This is a genomic window from Novosphingobium resinovorum, assembly GCF_001742225.1.
GTDB lineage: Bacteria > Pseudomonadota > Alphaproteobacteria > Sphingomonadales > Sphingomonadaceae > Novosphingobium > Novosphingobium resinovorum_A.
Map to the genome: position 1 here is coordinate 871,404 of NZ_CP017075.1, position 15,501 is coordinate 886,904.

The following is a 15,501-nucleotide window of genomic DNA, read 5'->3' on the forward strand; positions in this document are numbered from 1 at the left end:
TGAAAACCCTGGCCGCCACCTGTGCAAACCGCGCCGGTGGCGGTTAAGGTATTCCGACGGGGAAATATCACGTGTCAGCGACTGAAATCGACTATTACGAATTGCTCGAGGTAGAGCGCACTGCGGACGACAAGGTCCTCAAGTCGGCCTACCGCAAGCTCGCCATGCGCTTCCACCCGGACAAGAACCCGGGCTGCGCCGATTCCGAGGCACGCTTCAAGCAGATCAGCGAGGCTTACGACTGCCTCAAGGACCCGCAGAAGCGCGCGGCCTACGATCGCTATGGCCATGCCGCGTTCCAGCAGGGCGCAGGCGGCGGTCAGGCCAGCGGAGACTTCGGCGATATCGGCGACATCTTCGAATCCATCTTCGGCAGCGCTTTCGGTGGCGGTGCTCGTCAGCAGCAGCGGCGCGGCGCCGACTTGCGCTACGACATGGAAGTCAGCCTCGACGAAGCGTTCCGGGGCAAGAGCACCGAGATCACCATCGAAGTCTCGCAATCGTGCGAACCCTGCAACGGTTCGGGCGCACAGCCCGGCACCGGCAAGCGAGGCTGCTCGATGTGCGGCGGCCACGGCAAGGTCCGGGCGCAGCAGGGTTTCTTCGTGGTCGAGCGCACCTGCCCCACCTGCCATGGCCGGGGCGAGGTGATCGAGAAGCCCTGCCGTTCGTGCGGCGGCGAGGGCCGGGTGGACAAGCCACAGACGCTGCAGGTGGACATTCCGCCGGGCGTCGATTCGGGCACCCGCATCCGCCTCTCCGGCAAGGGCGAGGCCGGGCCGTTCGGCTCGCCTCCGGGCGATCTCTACATCTTCCTCCACGTCAAGCGCCACCGCGTGTTCGAGCGTGACGGGACGACGCTGGTGACCAAGGTGCCGATCACCTTCACCACGGCGGCGCTGGGCGGCTCGATCGAGATCCCCGGCATCGATGGCGAGGCGATCCAGCTCGACATTCCGGCAGGCATCCAGTCCGGCAAGCAACTGCGCAAGCGCGGTGAAGGCATGCCGGTGCTGCAGGGCCGGGGCCGCGGCGACCTCGTGATCGAGATCGCGGTGGAAACCCCGACCAAGCTGTCGGCGCGCCAGAAGGAAATCCTGCGCGAGCTGCAGTCGACCGAGACCGGCGATGAATGCCCGCAGTCGAAGGGCTTCTTCGACCGCATCAAGGACGCCTGGACCGACCTGACGGAGTAAGTGGCGAGCGGGTAGAGCCGATTTTGGCTCACCCGCTTCCCATTCCAACCTCGCATTGCTTCGCTACGCTCGCAATGACGAACTGCGGCTTCCTATTTCCCTGCCAGGACCTCGCGCCTGATCCGCTGCACCAGCCCCGGGTCGGCGCGCAGTCGCTGCTTCTCCTCGTCGAGAATCGCCAGGAAGGCGCGTCGTTTGAACCCCAGCAGTTCCGGCGCGGAAATCGCATGCTCCGCCGACAGCGTCGAGGCCATGAGGTCCATCATCCGCTCGGCGCCGTGGAGCCGTCCCCAGAGATAGTCGTTCTCCCGGTAGCTGCGGCTGAAGAACGCGCCGAAGTTGAAGAACTCCTTGCCGCGCAGCGTTTCCTCGCGAAGTCCGTCGCGGATCGCGTGGCAGTCCTCCGGCGAGATGCGATCGACCAGCACGGGATCGAACTCGGTCAGCCCCTCGCCGCGCAGCAGAGGAAGAGTGACGGTGTCGTAGAACGGGAAGCCCAGGTAGGCCAGCAGCACTCGCCGCCGCAGCGCCTGCGGCATGGCGGACAGTGCCTCGGCCAGCAGTTCGTCCACTGCGGCGTCGGTTTCCAGCAGGCTCCTTGCCTGCGCCATGTGATCGACGACGGACTGAGGATCTTCGAAGAACATGCGCGCCAGCGCCGGAAAATCCTCGCCAAGCGCAACCAGCGGTTCCCGGTCGATGTAAAGCGCCAGCGCACGATAGATGGCCGTGCGGGCTGCGTCGCGGTCCTGATCGGTAACGCCGGGTTCGGCCTCCCACTCCTGCGTCACGCGGCGGGCGAGCAACCGCAGACGCCGCACCCGGAAGGGCAGGTCGTGCGTACGGAAGAATTCGATCATCGCCGGCGAATGTGCATCTCGCAGCCCTTGCGCCCGGTCGAGGCCGTTCGCGGCAAGATGCGCGATCAGCCGGTCACGCACCGGCTCGGGTGAATGCAGTTCGAACTCGGGCGCCGCTTCGAAGACCATGCGCGCCAGCATCGCGGTGATGCCGCTGAACTTGACTTGCGCATAGCCGTGATAGGCGAAGCCCGCCTGCTCGAACGCCGCGAACTGCGCCTTGGTGCGCCATGCCGAAAGGCGCTTCGGTGTCGGTCGGTCGAGGAAGAAGGTTCCCCCGAACAGCTTCTCCACCGTCTCCTCGATCTCCGGGCGCAGCGCCACCACGATCTCGCGCAGCGCCGCCATCTCGCGCGAGCGTTGCTCCAGCGCCTCGAGGTTGTCGCGGATCGGTTGCTCGCGCGGGATGGCGGAAAGCGAACCGAAGATCACCGGGAAGAACCCCGGCAACTGATCGTCCCGGCGCATCTCCGCCCCGAGATGGTCGGGAGTGGGGTCGATGTAGACGAAGCGCCGGTCCACTTCCCGCGCGGCGGGACGGTCGCGCAGGGCTTCCATGGCATCGGCGAACGGCGCGTTCACCAGCACCGAGCCGTCGATGAGCGAAACGCAGCCGAGATCGCCGCGCCGGGCATGCTCGGGCATGATCCGGGCGAGGAACGCATCGCGCGTCGGCCAGGCCTCGCCCTGTTCGTCGACAAGGCGATCGATCTCGCTGATCTGCAGAGGCGGGAAGGCGCCCGGGAAGCTCGCCGAGGCGCGCGCCGCCATCACCAGCTCGGGAATCGGCGCCAGCGCAGCACCTTGCGTGCCGACTTTCGCGCGGAAGCTGAAGGTCAGGCGATGTTCGCTTTCCAGTACCATCTGAGGGGAATGGAGGCGCAGCGTCTCCAGATGGCCCTTGAAGTCGGTCGCCGTCACGAAGAGGTCCAGCGGGTGCCCGGCCGGCAGCAAAGGCCGGCCTGCCGGAACCTTGCTCATCGCCGTCAGTGCACGGTGCAGGAGCCGCGAAAAGCCGATCCCTCCGAACGGCGGCTCGAACCAGCGCGAGCGCACGAGGCGTGACAGCTTCTCGCGCACTTCCGCCCGTGTCTCGGGTGCTACGCTTTCGCTGACGGCGTTGCCCGGGCGGTGCAGCAGATAAGTGACGAGCGGGGTCGCCCAGAACTTCGCGGCTTTCGACCAGGGCTTCGCCTCGGGATCGAGCAGTACGTCCACGTCGGCGGTATCGAGCCACAAGTCGGTCAGCGGCTCCAGCGACTGGCCGGAATTGATCGCCTGCGCCAGGAAGATGGAGTTGATTCCGCCCGCGCTCGCTCCCGCGACGATGTCGGTGAGTATCCGGAGGCGCAAGTTGCCGGCAGTCTCGAGCCGTCTGAGCAGGTCGAGATAAACCGCAGCGCTGCCTTGCGGCGCCTCCTCGTCAGCCGCGTTCGCCCACGCGGCGCGGCTCGCCTGCAGGGCCTTCCACAGCTCCTTGGTGACGCCATGCATGTAAACGGCGAGGCTGACACCCCCATAACAGACCAGAGCGATCCGCAGTTCTTTTTGCTGCATGCGGGTTATCTTACGCAGGGTTACAGGATTGGCAATTGCGTTCTCATTCCGTTCCGTTTACGCGGGCGGCATGGCGAAACCCAAACGTCGATATGTCTGCCAGGCCTGCGGGGGCGTCTCCACCCGATGGCAGGGCCAATGCCCGGATTGCGGGGAGTGGAACACGCTTGCGGAGGACGCGCCGCAGACGGTGTTCTCGGCGAAGCATGATTTGTCCTCGGGCGGACGTCCGATCCAGTTTACCCCGCTCGACCAGCCTGGCGAAGTGCCCAGGCGGCAGACGAGCGGCATATCGGAATTCGACCGCGCGCTCGGAGGAGGGCTCGTGCCCGGCTCCGCCATTCTGATGGGCGGCGATCCCGGTATCGGCAAGTCCACGCTGCTGCTGCAGGTTTCCGCCAACGTCGCCCAAGCAGGAGGGCTGTCGGTCTACGTCAGCGGTGAGGAAGCGGCAGGGCAAGTGCGCCTTCGGGCCGAGCGCCTCGGGCTGTCCAGGGCGCCGATCCAGCTCGCGGCGGCAACGTCGGTACGGGATATTCTCACCACGCTGGGGATGATGGACAAGCCATCGTTGCTGGTGATCGATTCGATCCAGACGATGCATTCCGACCAGATCGAAGGCGCGCCGGGCACGGTCAGTCAGGTGCGCGGCTGTGCCTTCGAACTGATCCGCTATGCCAAGGAAAACGGCGTCACCCTTGTCCTCGTCGGCCACGTCACCAAGGACGGCAGCATCGCCGGTCCCCGCGTGCTGGAACACATGGTCGACGTGGTGATGAGCTTCGAGGGAGAGCGCAGCCACCAGTACCGCATCCTGCGTTCGATCAAGAACCGTTTCGGCCCGGTGGACGAAATCGGCGTGTTCTCGATGGAAGGCTCGGGGCTGGCTGAAGTCGGCAATCCCTCGATGCTTTTCCTCTCGGGTCGTGAGGAACCGATGGCGGGCAGCGCCGTGTTCCCGGCGATGGAAGGCACCCGCCCCGTACTGGTGGAAATCCAGGCGCTTATCGTCCGGCTGCAGAGCGGCGCCACGCCGCGCCGCGCGGTGGTGGGCTGGGATTCGGGCCGCATGGCGATGCTGCTGGCGGTGCTGGAGGCGCGCTGCGGGCTCAGTTTCTCGAATGCCGAAGTCTACCTCAACGTTGCGGGCGGATACCGGCTAGGTGATCCGGCCGCAGACCTTGCCGTGGCGGCGGCGCTGGTCTCGGCGCTCGGCGACAAGCCCTTGTCCACGGATGCCGTATGGTTCGGCGAAGTCTCGCTGGCCGGAGAGATCAGGCCGGTGGCCCATGCCTCGATCCGGCAGCGCGAATCGGCCAAGCTGGGGTTCTCGAAAGCGTTCGGTCCTGCGAACGGTCCGGTGCCGGAAAAGGGCCTGACGTTTTCCGGGCTGACGATGCTGCCCAACCTCGTTGACCGCATCCTGTCCGATGCCTAATTCAGCGAGTCTATGACTGGCTTCGACATCGCCGTCCTCCTCTTCGTGGGAATTGGCGCCATTACCGGCTTCATTCGCGGCTTCGTGCAGGAAATCCTTGCACTTGCCGCGTGGATTTTCGCCATTTTCGCCATCCGGCTGTTCCATACGCCGCTGACAGCGGCACTGGGCGATTACATCAGTTCGGATTCGGGGGCGGCGGTGCTGGCCTTCGCGCTGCTGCTGGGCATTCCGTTTCTGGCGGTCAAGCTGGTCGCCAAGTGGGCCGGTGCCAAGAGCCGCGCCTCCGTGCTCGGCCCGATCGACCGGGTGCTGGGCTTCGGGTTCGGCGCGGTGAAGGGCGTCATCGTGATCGTGCTGGGCTTCTCGGTGCTGGTCTTGGGCTACGATACGATCTGGGGCATCGGCGGCCGTCCCGAATGGATCACGCAGGCCCGTACCTACCCCTTCATCAACGCCAGCAGCGAAGCGCTGGTCCAGCTCATCGCCGAACGCCGTGCCGAGGCCCGTGCGGCCGAAGCAGCGCACGAAGCGCAGTAAGACCGGCGTGTCCACGGCCGTACTTTATACGCCGGACGTTCTCGCACTCGCGATCGAACTGGCCCGTCATCCGCTGACCGACGACTTGCCCCTGCGCGGCGAAGCCCGTTCGCGCAGTTGCGGCAGCACGATAGCGCTGGGCCTCGCCTTCGACGATGCCGGTGCGATCGCGCGCGTCGGGCTGCGCAGCCACGCCTGCGCGATCGGGCAGGCCTCCGCCGCTATCTTCGCCCGCAATGCACCGGGCGCGTCCGTCAAGGACATCCTTGCGACGCGCGCCGCCGTGGTAGCGTGGCTGGCAGGCGAGGGCGCATTGCCGCAATGGCCCGGATTCGCCGCGATCTCCGCCGCGCGGGACTATCCTGCGCGGCACGGTGCGGTCCTGCTGCCATGGAATGCGGCGGTCGAGGCGATCTCCCACATCTGAGCGACTGCAGCCGAGTTGCCCCGGCACGACAGCTGGGTCTATGGGCCATCACGTGACTTCGTATTCCGACCTGCCCGCTCCGGCGCTCCGCCTGGATCTCGACCAAGACGCGCTGCAATCCAACTGGCGCGCGCTCGACCGCATGTCCGGCGGCGCGCGGGCAGGGGCAGCGGTCAAGGCGGATGCCTACGGCCTCGGCGTGCACAAGGTCGTACCTGTGCTGCAAGCTGCTGGATGTGACGATTTCTTCGTGGCGCACTGGTCGGAAGTCCGTGCGGTGCTTGAAGTGGCGAGCCCCGGCTCGCTGTCTGTTCTCCACGGACCGCTGACGCCGCCGGACGCCGCTTATGCGCAGGCGACGGACGTGAAGCCGGTCATCAACTCGCTCGAACAGGCGCGGCGCTGGATCGACGCCGGAGGCGGGCGCTGCGACCTGATGGTCGATACCGGGATGAACCGTCTGGGCGTGACGCTGGACCAACTGGGCGAGCCGATGCTGGCACAGCTCGAGATCGACGTCCTGCTCTCGCATCTCGTGGCCGCCGAGGAAGATACGCCACTCAACGTCATCCAGTGCGAACGCTGGAACGATGCCCGCACGCGGGTTCGCCACAAGCGGGCAAGCCTCGCCAACAGCGGCGGCATCGCGCTGGGCGAGGCCTATCACGGCGATCTGACCCGCCCCGGCATTGCCCTTTACGGCGGAGTGCCCCGGCCGGAGATGGCGCCCATGCTGCGCCAGGTCGTTCGCCCGCAGACCGCGATCCTGCAGGTCCGTCATGTCGAAGCGGGCGAGACCATCGGCTACAACGCGACGTTCACCGCGCCTGCCGCAATGCGGGTAGGGACGATCGCCCTCGGCTATGCCGACGGCTATTTGCGGTGCTGGTCTGGCAAGGGACGCTTTTGCGCCGCAGGAACGATTCTGCCGGTACTCGGCCGGGTGAGCATGGACCTCACCGTCGTCGACCTCACCCACGCTCCCGACGTTGCGGAGGGCGACTGGATCACGGCGGACTATGCGCTGCCTCAGGCTGCGGTAACCACGGGGCTGTCGCAATATGAGCTGCTGACGTTGCTCGGCAGGCGGTTCGGGCGCTGAAAATCGCGGAATTTCCGCCGATTTCCTCTTTTGCTGCGCAGCAATTTGTGTTGCAATGCGATATCCCGGAATGGTAACTTAACTATCCGGCAAATGGGGACTGGAAATGACTGAAACGGCGTCTGGCGAAGACAACACCGTAATCATCAAAAAGTACGCTAACCGGCGGCTCTACAATACCCGTTCGTCAAGCTACATCACGCTCGATCATCTCTCGAAGATGACGCGCGAAGGGGTGGACTACAAGGTTCTCGACGCCAAGACCGGCGCCGACATCACCCACACGATCCTCACCCAGATCATCATGGAAGAGGAATCGAACGGTGAGCAGATGCTTCCCGTCAACTTCCTGCGCGAACTCATCAGCATGTACGGCAACCAGATGCAGTCGCTGATTCCGCACTACCTGGAAGCCTCGATGGAGAACTTTCGCGCCAACCAGGCGAAGCTCGCCAAGGCGTTCGAGGACAGCCTGGGCAACAACCCGCTCGCCAAGCTGGCCGAGCAAAACATGGCGATGTTCCGCGCTGCGTCCTCCGCCTTCATGCCCGGTGCGGAAAAGCAGCCCGAAACCAAGGCGCCGCCCGCCGAGGACGCAGGCGATCTCTCCGCGTTGCGCGACCAGATGGCTGAAATCCAGAAGCGCCTCGACGCGCTGGGCAAGTAAGCAAGCCGAAGGGGCGAAGTGATGACCTCCCGCGTCGCTCGCCCTGCCGCGCGCATCATTCTGCTCGATCCGGCTGAGCGCGTACTGCTGTTCCGGTTCGACCCGCCCGACCGTCCGCCGTTCTGGTGTACGCCGGGCGGGGCGGTCGATCCCGGCGAAAGCTACGAGGACGCGGCAAGGCGCGAACTGCTGGAGGAAACCGGCTTCGTTGCCGAGCCGGGACCGCAAATGGCGCAGCGGATCGCCGATTTCATCACCATCGAAGGCGTGCCGGTGACGGCCGACGAGCGCTATTTCCGCATACGCACTCCTGCGGGCACCGATCCCGAGGCGATCGACACCGGCGGCCACACCGAACTGGAACGCTCGGTGATGCGCAGTTGGCGCTGGTTCGACCGCGCGGCATTGGCCGCGCTGGAGGAACCGTATTTTCCAGAAGATCTGGCCGAGATGTTCTAAGGTCGCGCGGGCTTTCGGGGGCTTCGACAAGCTCAGCCTGAGCGGGTTTGGGAGGTTTGCACTACCCCCCGCTCACCCTGACCTTGTCGAAGGGTCGTGCAGAGCGCGTCGCCATTCATTTGAACCTTGCGCCAAGTCTCGCTAACAGGCGCGCCATGAATCAGAAGACCGCGATCCGCCACGCCCTCTCCACCAAGCGCGAAGATGATTTCGCCCAGTGGTATCAGGAAGTCATCTCCGAAGCCGAAATGGCCGAGGAATCGGGCGTGCGCGGCTGCATGGTCATCAAGCCATGGGGCTACGGCGTGTGGGAACGCATCCAGCGCCTGATGGACGACCGCATCAAGGCGGCGGGCGTGCAGAACTGCTACTTCCCGCTGTTCATCCCGCTCTCCTACTTCGCCAAGGAAGCCGAGCACGTCGAGGGCTTCGCCAAGGAGATGGCGGTCGTCACCCATCACCGCCTCGTCGGTGACGGCAAGGGCGGCCTCGTGCCCGATCCCGAGGCGAAGCTGGAAGAGCCGCTGATCGTGCGCCCCACCTCCGAAACCGTGATCGGCCAGGCGATGGCGCGCTGGGTGCAGTCGTGGCGCGACCTGCCGCTGATGGTCAACCAGTGGGCCAACGTGGTGCGCTGGGAAATGCGCACCCGCATGTTCCTGCGCACCAGCGAATTCCTCTGGCAGGAAGGCCACACCGCTCACGCCGACCGGGACGATGCGATGGCCGAGACGCTGCGCGCGCTCGAAATGTACCGCGACTTCGCCGAGACCGAGCTGGCGATGCCCGTCATCGCCGGTGAAAAGCCAGAGAACGAGCGCTTCCCTGGCGCCGTCGCCACCTATTCGATCGAGGCGATGATGCAGGACGGCAAGGCGCTGCAGGCGGGCACTTCGCACTACCTCGGCACCGGCTTCGCCCATGCGGCGGGGATCACCTTCCAGGATCGCGAGGGCACGCAGCAGTATGCCCACACGACCAGTTGGGGCACCTCGACCCGCATGATCGGCGGCCTCATCATGACGCACGGCGACGACGACGGCCTGCGCGTGCCGCCCGCCGTGGCGCCGCACCAGATCGTCATCCTGCCGATGCTGCGCGACACGCCCGAGGACGACGCGCTGCTCGCCTACTGCGAGGAACTGCGCAAGGCCCTCGTCGGCCAGTCGGCCCTTGGCGAAAGCGTGCGCGTGCTGCTCGACAAGCGCCCCGGCAAGGCCACGCAGAAGCGCTGGGCCTGGGTCAAGAAGGGCGTGCCGCTGATCCTCGAGATCGGTGGGCGCGATGCGGCGGGCGGTCAGGTCTCGATGCTGCGCCGCGACAAGCTGTGGACCGAGGCGGGCAAGGCGAACTTCGTCGGCCTCGCCAAGGACGAATTCTTGGCCCGCGCTTCGGCCGAGATCGAGGACATCCAGGCCTCGCTCCACGCCGAAGCCAAGGCCAGGCGCGACGCGAACATCTCGAAGGCATCCAGCTTCGAGGAACTCGCGGCGTTCTTCGCCGAGGACAAGCGCTATCCGGGCTGGGTCGAAGTCGAGTGGGCGCGCCCGACCGGTGATGAACTCGAAGCGGTGGTGCAGAAGCTCAAGGGCCTTAAGCTCACCATGCGCAATACGCCGCTGGGCGCCGAACCCGCGACCGGTAACTGCATTTTCACGGGACGTGGCGCCGTGGAGAAGATATACGTCGCCCGATCCTACTGAATGGGGTCTTACTGATTTCACACGGGGGCTCCGGATGATCGCAGCGATTAAATACAACCTCGCGAACCTGACCAACTTCAAGGGACGCGAGGGTCGCTCGGCCTTCTGGTTCTATTTCCTGTTCCTGGCGATCATCCAGATCGTGATTTCCATCGTGATCTCGATGGTGATGACGGCACCGATGATGGCAGACGTGTTCGAGGCTGCGAAGCAGGGGCTGAGCGAAGCCGAGATGCAGAAGCGCATGTTCAGCCGCCTTTCGGGGATGATGCGCACTTCGGTCTGGGCTTCCGTCGCCAGCACACTCGTACTGACCGGTCTGCTGGTTGCCTCGTTCACACGGCGGCTGCACGATTCCGACAAGCCGGGCTGGATCGCCGGGCTGACGGCGCTGATCCAGTTCGCGGCGCTAGGCATGGCGGTCGCTTCGGTTGACAAGGTCGCCGAGATGATGATCATCGCCCAGAGCGGCGACATGGTGAAGCTGCAGGAGGCGCAGGCCAGCGTGATGATGAACGGCATGCTCGGCTATGTGCCCCTGCTGCTCATCATCGTGTTCGGCGTCTGGCCCTCAAGCGACGGCGCCAACCGTTATGGTGCGGAGCCCGATCACATCTAAGGCCCACTTTTCGTCATTGCGAGCGAAGCGAAGCAATGACGAAATAGGGGGATGAGACGAGCGATCACACAAGGCGGCCTGGCTTCCGGGGGCAATTCGCGCCTGCGAGATTGCATTGCACGGCTGCAGGGGGCATCTGCGTGGGATGCCCGCAAACAACCGCCCCGCCAATAACCGAACCTCAGGCAATCGGCTCACCGTCAACCGTCCGGTCAAGGATCGTTCGGCGAAGGATCGCCCCGCTCCGGGATTGCCCACCCGCAAGCAGATCCTCGACTTCATCCAGAACGCGACGGAGCCTGCGGGCAAGCGCGAGATCTCGCGCCACTTCGGCCTCAAGGGCAATGAGAAGATCCAGCTCAAGGCGCTGCTCAAGGACATGGCCGAAGAGGGCCTGATCGACGGCAAGCGCACCGCCTTCCACAAGATGGGCGGGTTGCCTAAGGTCACCGTCCTGCGCGTGATCGACATCGACGAGGGAGAGGCGATCGCCGTCCCCGATACCTGGCAGCCCGATGACGCCACCCCGCCGCCGCGCATCCGCCTGATCGAGAAGGGGCGCAACTCGGCGCTGCGCAAGGGCGACCGCGTGCTGTCGCGCACCGAGGAAAGCGCTACCGGCTGGCGCGCCTTCCCGATGAAGAAGCTGGAACTGCGCGCCGACCAGATCCTCGGCGTCGTCGAGATCGACGGCGGCGGCAAGCCCTGGCTGGCCCCGGTTGACAAGCGCATCCGCAATTCCTCGCCGATCTCGGACCTTGGCGAGGCGAAAGCGGGCGAACTGGTGCTGGGCGTGCCGATCGGCCGTTCGGCGCGGCCTTCGGTGAAGGTGACCGAAGTGCTCGGCGAACCGCTGGCGCCCAAGGCGTTCAGCCTGATCGCCATCCACAAGCACGGCATTCCCAACCACTTCATCGAGGAAGTGCTGGAAGAGGCGCAGGTTTCCGCCAAGCTGCCGCTCAGCGCCGAGCACCGCGAAGACCTGCGGCACCTGCCGATCGTCGCCATCGATCCCTCCGACGCGCGCGACCATGACGACGCGATCTGGGCGGCGCCGGACGGGGAGGGCGGCTTCGACGCGCTCGTCGCCATCGCCGACGTCTCGTTCTACGTCCGCCCCGGCGGCCAGATCGACCGCGAGGCGCGTCGGCGCGGCAACTCGGTCTATTTCCCCGACCGCGTCGTGCCGATGCTGCCCGAAGTGCTCAGCGCCGACGTGTGTTCGCTCCGCTCCGGAGAAGACCGCGCGGCGATGGCCTGCCACATGAAGATCGACGCCGAGGGCAAGATCACCGACTGGCGCTTCACCCGCGCGATCGTGCGCATCGACGAGGTCATCGCCTATGAAGAAGCGCAGGCGCGCATCGACGAGGGCCGCGCGCAGGATCATCTGACTAATCTTTGGGCCGCGTGGAAGGCGCTCGCTACCGCGCGCAGCAATCGCGATCCGCTCGAACTCGAACTGCCCGAGCGCCGCGTGAAGCTGGACGAGAAGGGCCGCATCACCGAGATCGCGATCCGCGAACGGCTCGACGCGCACCGCGTCGTCGAGGACTTTATGATCGCCGCCAACGTCGCCGCCGCCAAGGCGCTGGAGGCGAAGACCGCGCCCGTCGTCTACCGCATTCACGAGACGCCGAGCCGCGAGAAGCTGATGGCGCTCAAGGACTATCTCGCGACGTTCGGCAAGAAGTTGGCGATGGGACAGGTCATCACGCCCAGCCTGTTCAACCGCATGCTCAAGGACGTGACCGACGAGACCGAGAAAGCGCTCATCATGGAAGCGGTCCTGCGCAGCCAGACGCAGGCCTATTACGGCCCCGCCAATGCCGGCCACTTTGGGCTGGCGCTGGCGTCCTACGCGCACTTCACCTCGCCGATCCGGCGCTATGCGGACCTTCTGGTGCACCGCGCGCTGGTCGATGCCTATGGGCTGGAGCAGCCGAAGCCAAAAGCCGACATTCCGGCGCTGTCAGGCCTGTCGGAGCGTGACCGCGAAGACCTCGGCCGCGTCAGCGACGCGATCAGCCAGGCCGAGCGCCGCGCCATGGAGGCCGAGCGCGAGACGATCGACCGCTACGTCGCCGCCTGGCTGGCGAGCCGTGTGGGCGAAGTGTTCGACACGCGCATCACCGGCGTCCAGAAGTTCGGCTTCTTCGCCACCATCGTCGGCCTCGGCGGTGACGGTCTGGTCCCGGTCTCGACGCTGGGGGACGAGCGATTCACGTTCGATGAGAAAGCCAAAGTGCTGGTCGGCGACGAGACGGGCACGGTCTTCTCGATCGGCCAGATCCTCAAGCTGCGACTGGCGGAGGCCAATGCGCTGACCGGCGCTCTCAAGTACGAGCTTCCCGACGGCGGCGGCCGGATCGAGCCGCGCGGGAATGCTCCGGCGCTCAAGCACAAGGGCAAGCACTTCGTCGGCCAGCGCGGGCGGCCGAAGAACATCCGGCATCAGGGGCGGGGCAAGCGGTAACGCCCCTCACTCGATCCCCCCCCTTATCGTCATTGCGAGCGTAGCGAAGCAATCCAGGGCAGAGCAAACCGCCCTGGATTGCTTCGCTACGCTCGCAATGACGAGGTTATGTGGGGCAATGGACCGATTGTGGCACCCTTGAGTGCCGTTAGGTGCCGCCCCGTGCCGCTCAGCTCAACCGTTCGATCGCCTCGGCATCGAGCCCGCCGGGGACCACGAACACCGGACAGGTCATATGCGCCATGCCCGGCCCGGTGAAGTGCGCGACCAGAGCGCCGGGGCCGCCTTCTTTCGCCGCGCCCAGCACCAGCGCCGAAACCTCGGGATGCTCCTCCAGATATTTCCGCACAATCTTGATGTCTTCTCCCATGTGAACGGAGATGACCGGCATCTTTGCGCCTTGCGACAAAAGGTTTCCGGCCGCCGCCGTCACCAGCGTCTCGGCGCGGGCGCGGGCCTCTTCCTCGATGGTCGCCTGGACCCCGGCGAAGGCGTTGAAGGGCTGCGGCGGAACGAGCGCCAGAAGGTGCAGCGCACCGTCGGTCTTGGCCGCGCGGCGGGCCGCGAACTGCAGGGCGACGAGCGCTTCCTCGCTCTCGTCGACGATCACCAGGTAGATGCGCATGGGTGGTTCCCTCTCCAACCGGCTTATCGATACGCGAAGCCTGCAAGACAAGCCACCACTGTTGCGAAAAAAGAAACTGCAAGGTTCTTGAACGCAACGCTCAAGCCGTCCAAGGAGGGGGCCAGCGCCCGAAAGCGGCCTCCCTACGGACAATAAGGAACGTACAGTTTCCATGCCCATCGAGATCAAGATGCCCGCCCTGTCCCCCACCATGGAAGAGGGCAAACTGGCCAAATGGCTGGTCAAGGAAGGCGACACCGTCTCCTCCGGCGACATCATGGCCGAGATCGAGACCGACAAGGCGACCATGGAATTCGAAGCCGTCGATGAAGGCGTGATCGGCAAGATCAGCGTCGCCGAGGGCACCGAAGGCGTCAAGGTCGGCACCGTCATCGCCGTGCTGGTCGAAGAGGGCGAGGACGCCTCTGCGATCGAAGCGCCCAAGGCTGAAGCCCCGGAGGCCGCCGCCAAGGAAGAGGCTCCGAAGGCCGCAGCTTCGGGTGATCGCGTCGTCGCCACCCCGCTCGCCAAGCGCATCGCCGATGCCAAGGGCGTGGACCTCTCGGGCGTCGCTGGCTCCGGCCCGAACGGCCGCATCGTCAAGGCCGACGTCGAGGCCGCGCAGGGTGGCACCGCCAAGAAGGCCGCTCCGGCACCCGCGGCCCCGGCCCCGGCCGCTGCTCCCGCCGCCGCCGCGACGTCTTCGGTCGAGATGGCCGACGAGACCCGCGCCCTGCTCGATGCCCGCGTCCCGCATACGGTCGAGAAGCTTTCGGGCATGCGCAAGACGATCGCGCGCCGCCTTACGCAGTCGATGCAGGAAGCGCCGCACATCTACCTGACTGTGGACGTGCAGCTCGACAAGCTGATGGCGCTGCGTTCGCAGATCAACGCCACGCTGGAAAAGCAGGGCGTCAAGGTTTCGGTCAACGACATGCTGGTCAAGGCGCTGGGCGCCGCACTGATCGCGGTGCCGGAATGCAACGTGACTTTCGCCGGCAACGAGCTGATCAAGTACGAGCGCGCCGACGTTTCGGTGGCGGTCTCGATCCCCGGCGGGCTCATCACCCCGATCGTCCAGGGTGCCAACGAGAAGTCGTTCTCGGCGATCGCCAAGGCGAGCAAGGACCTTGCCACCCGCGCCAAGGAAGGCAAGCTCAAGCCCGAGGAATATCAGGGTGGCACCGCTTCGATCTCCAACATGGGCATGATGGGCATCAAGCAGTTCACTGCCGTCATCAACCCGCCGCAGTCGACCATCCTCGCCATTGGTGCAGGTGACAAGCGTCCGTGGGTGATGCCAGACGGATCGCTGGGAGTGGCAACGATCATGACGGCAACTGGCAGCTTCGATCACCGCGCCATCGATGGCGCCGACGGCGCGCGCCTGATGGCCGCGTTCCGCGAGTTCGTCGAGAACCCGCTGAGCATGATCGCCTGATATGGAGCACGAGGCCGGAGAGCTGGTCATCCGCGTCACAGCGATGCCCACCGACCTCAACCCCTATGGCGGCGTTTTCGGGGGCTGGCTGATGAGCCAGCTTGCTCTTGGCGCCGCCTCGCTGGTCACCCGCCGCACCGGCCACAAGGCCGTGGTGGTGGGAGCGACCGACTTCACCTTTCCCGGCGTCATGCTCGTGGGCGACGAACTCAACGTCTATGCAAGCGTGCAGCGGACGGGGCGCACTTCGATGACGATCGCCACGCGCGGCTTTGGCCGGGCGCGGGCGAGCGAGCATCAGGTCGAAGTCGCCACCGGGCTGTTCACGTTCGTGACGCTCGACGAGAACGACCGCCCCAGGGCCATTGCCGCGACTTCGGAGATCGTCTGA

The 15,501-nt window shown here is 65.6% G+C and carries 14 protein-coding genes; 12 read left to right on the forward strand and 2 right to left on the reverse strand.

Features of this window, described 5'->3' with window-relative positions:
* Positions 1–71: 71 nt before the first annotated feature.
* Positions 72–1,196, forward strand: coding sequence for a molecular chaperone DnaJ (gene dnaJ, locus BES08_RS03915; protein WP_036523149.1), 1,125 nt, complete (start codon positions 72–74; stop codon positions 1,194–1,196).
* A 92-nt stretch (positions 1,197–1,288) separates the two neighbouring features.
* Here dnaJ and BES08_RS03920 read toward each other — a convergent pair whose 3' ends face one another.
* Positions 1,289–3,613 carry a patatin-like protein gene (locus BES08_RS03920; protein ID WP_069707715.1) on the reverse strand — a complete coding sequence of 775 codons (2,325 nt, stop codon included), beginning with the start codon at positions 3,611–3,613 and terminating at the stop codon, positions 1,289–1,291.
* A 70-nt stretch (positions 3,614–3,683) separates the two neighbouring features.
* Between BES08_RS03920 and radA the strand changes: the two genes are divergently transcribed.
* The 9 genes from radA (at position 3,684) to rnr (ending at position 13,044) form a co-directional block, all read left to right on the forward strand.
* Positions 3,684–5,051 (forward strand): DNA repair protein RadA, encoded by a 1,368-nt coding sequence (radA, locus tag BES08_RS03925; protein ID WP_036523154.1) that lies wholly within the window; start codon positions 3,684–3,686, stop codon positions 5,049–5,051.
* A gap of 12 nt (positions 5,052–5,063) precedes the next feature.
* On the forward strand, positions 5,064–5,591 hold the full coding sequence (locus BES08_RS03930) for a CvpA family protein (RefSeq protein ID WP_008832735.1): 528 nt from the start codon (positions 5,064–5,066) through the stop codon (positions 5,589–5,591).
* A 7-nt stretch (positions 5,592–5,598) separates the two neighbouring features.
* Complete coding sequence (locus tag BES08_RS03935) at positions 5,599–6,018, forward strand: iron-sulfur cluster assembly scaffold protein (RefSeq protein WP_069709142.1); 420 nt, start codon at positions 5,599–5,601, stop codon at positions 6,016–6,018.
* Positions 6,019–6,070: 52 nt separating this feature from the next.
* On the forward strand, positions 6,071–7,120 hold the full coding sequence (alr, locus tag BES08_RS03940) for an alanine racemase (RefSeq protein WP_268957455.1): 1,050 nt from the start codon (positions 6,071–6,073) through the stop codon (positions 7,118–7,120).
* Between the two features lie 106 nt (positions 7,121–7,226).
* Positions 7,227–7,787: a polyhydroxyalkanoate synthesis repressor PhaR gene (phaR, locus tag BES08_RS03945; RefSeq protein WP_008832732.1), complete on the forward strand. Its 561-nt coding sequence runs from the start codon at positions 7,227–7,229 to the stop codon at positions 7,785–7,787.
* 21 nt (positions 7,788–7,808) lie between these two features.
* Complete coding sequence (locus BES08_RS03950; RefSeq protein WP_008832731.1) at positions 7,809–8,246, forward strand: NUDIX hydrolase; 438 nt, start codon at positions 7,809–7,811, stop codon at positions 8,244–8,246.
* Between the two features lie 155 nt (positions 8,247–8,401).
* On the forward strand, positions 8,402–9,949 hold the full coding sequence (proS, locus tag BES08_RS03955; protein WP_008832730.1) for a proline--tRNA ligase: 1,548 nt from the start codon (positions 8,402–8,404) through the stop codon (positions 9,947–9,949).
* Between the two features lie 34 nt (positions 9,950–9,983).
* Positions 9,984–10,568, forward strand: coding sequence for a DUF805 domain-containing protein (locus BES08_RS03960; RefSeq protein WP_036523161.1), 585 nt, complete (start codon positions 9,984–9,986; stop codon positions 10,566–10,568).
* Between the two features lie 145 nt (positions 10,569–10,713).
* Positions 10,714–13,044: a ribonuclease R gene (gene rnr / locus BES08_RS03965; protein ID WP_069707716.1), complete on the forward strand. Its 2,331-nt coding sequence runs from the start codon at positions 10,714–10,716 to the stop codon at positions 13,042–13,044.
* 169 nt (positions 13,045–13,213) lie between these two features.
* Here the strand turns inward: rnr and BES08_RS03970 are convergent, their stop codons facing one another.
* A complete protein-coding gene (locus tag BES08_RS03970) occupies positions 13,214–13,669 on the reverse strand; it encodes a universal stress protein (protein ID WP_008832727.1) in 456 nt (151 codons plus the stop codon).
* Between the two features lie 172 nt (positions 13,670–13,841).
* On the opposite strand from BES08_RS03970, the gene BES08_RS03975 reads away from it, so the two are divergent.
* Both BES08_RS03975 and BES08_RS03980 read left to right on the forward strand, forming a co-directional pair.
* Positions 13,842–15,110, forward strand: a complete 1,269-nt coding sequence (locus tag BES08_RS03975) for a 2-oxo acid dehydrogenase subunit E2 (protein ID WP_069707717.1) — start codon at positions 13,842–13,844, stop codon at positions 15,108–15,110.
* A 1-nt stretch (position 15,111) separates the two neighbouring features.
* Positions 15,112–15,501, forward strand: a complete 390-nt coding sequence (locus BES08_RS03980; protein WP_008832725.1) for an acyl-CoA thioesterase — start codon at positions 15,112–15,114, stop codon at positions 15,499–15,501.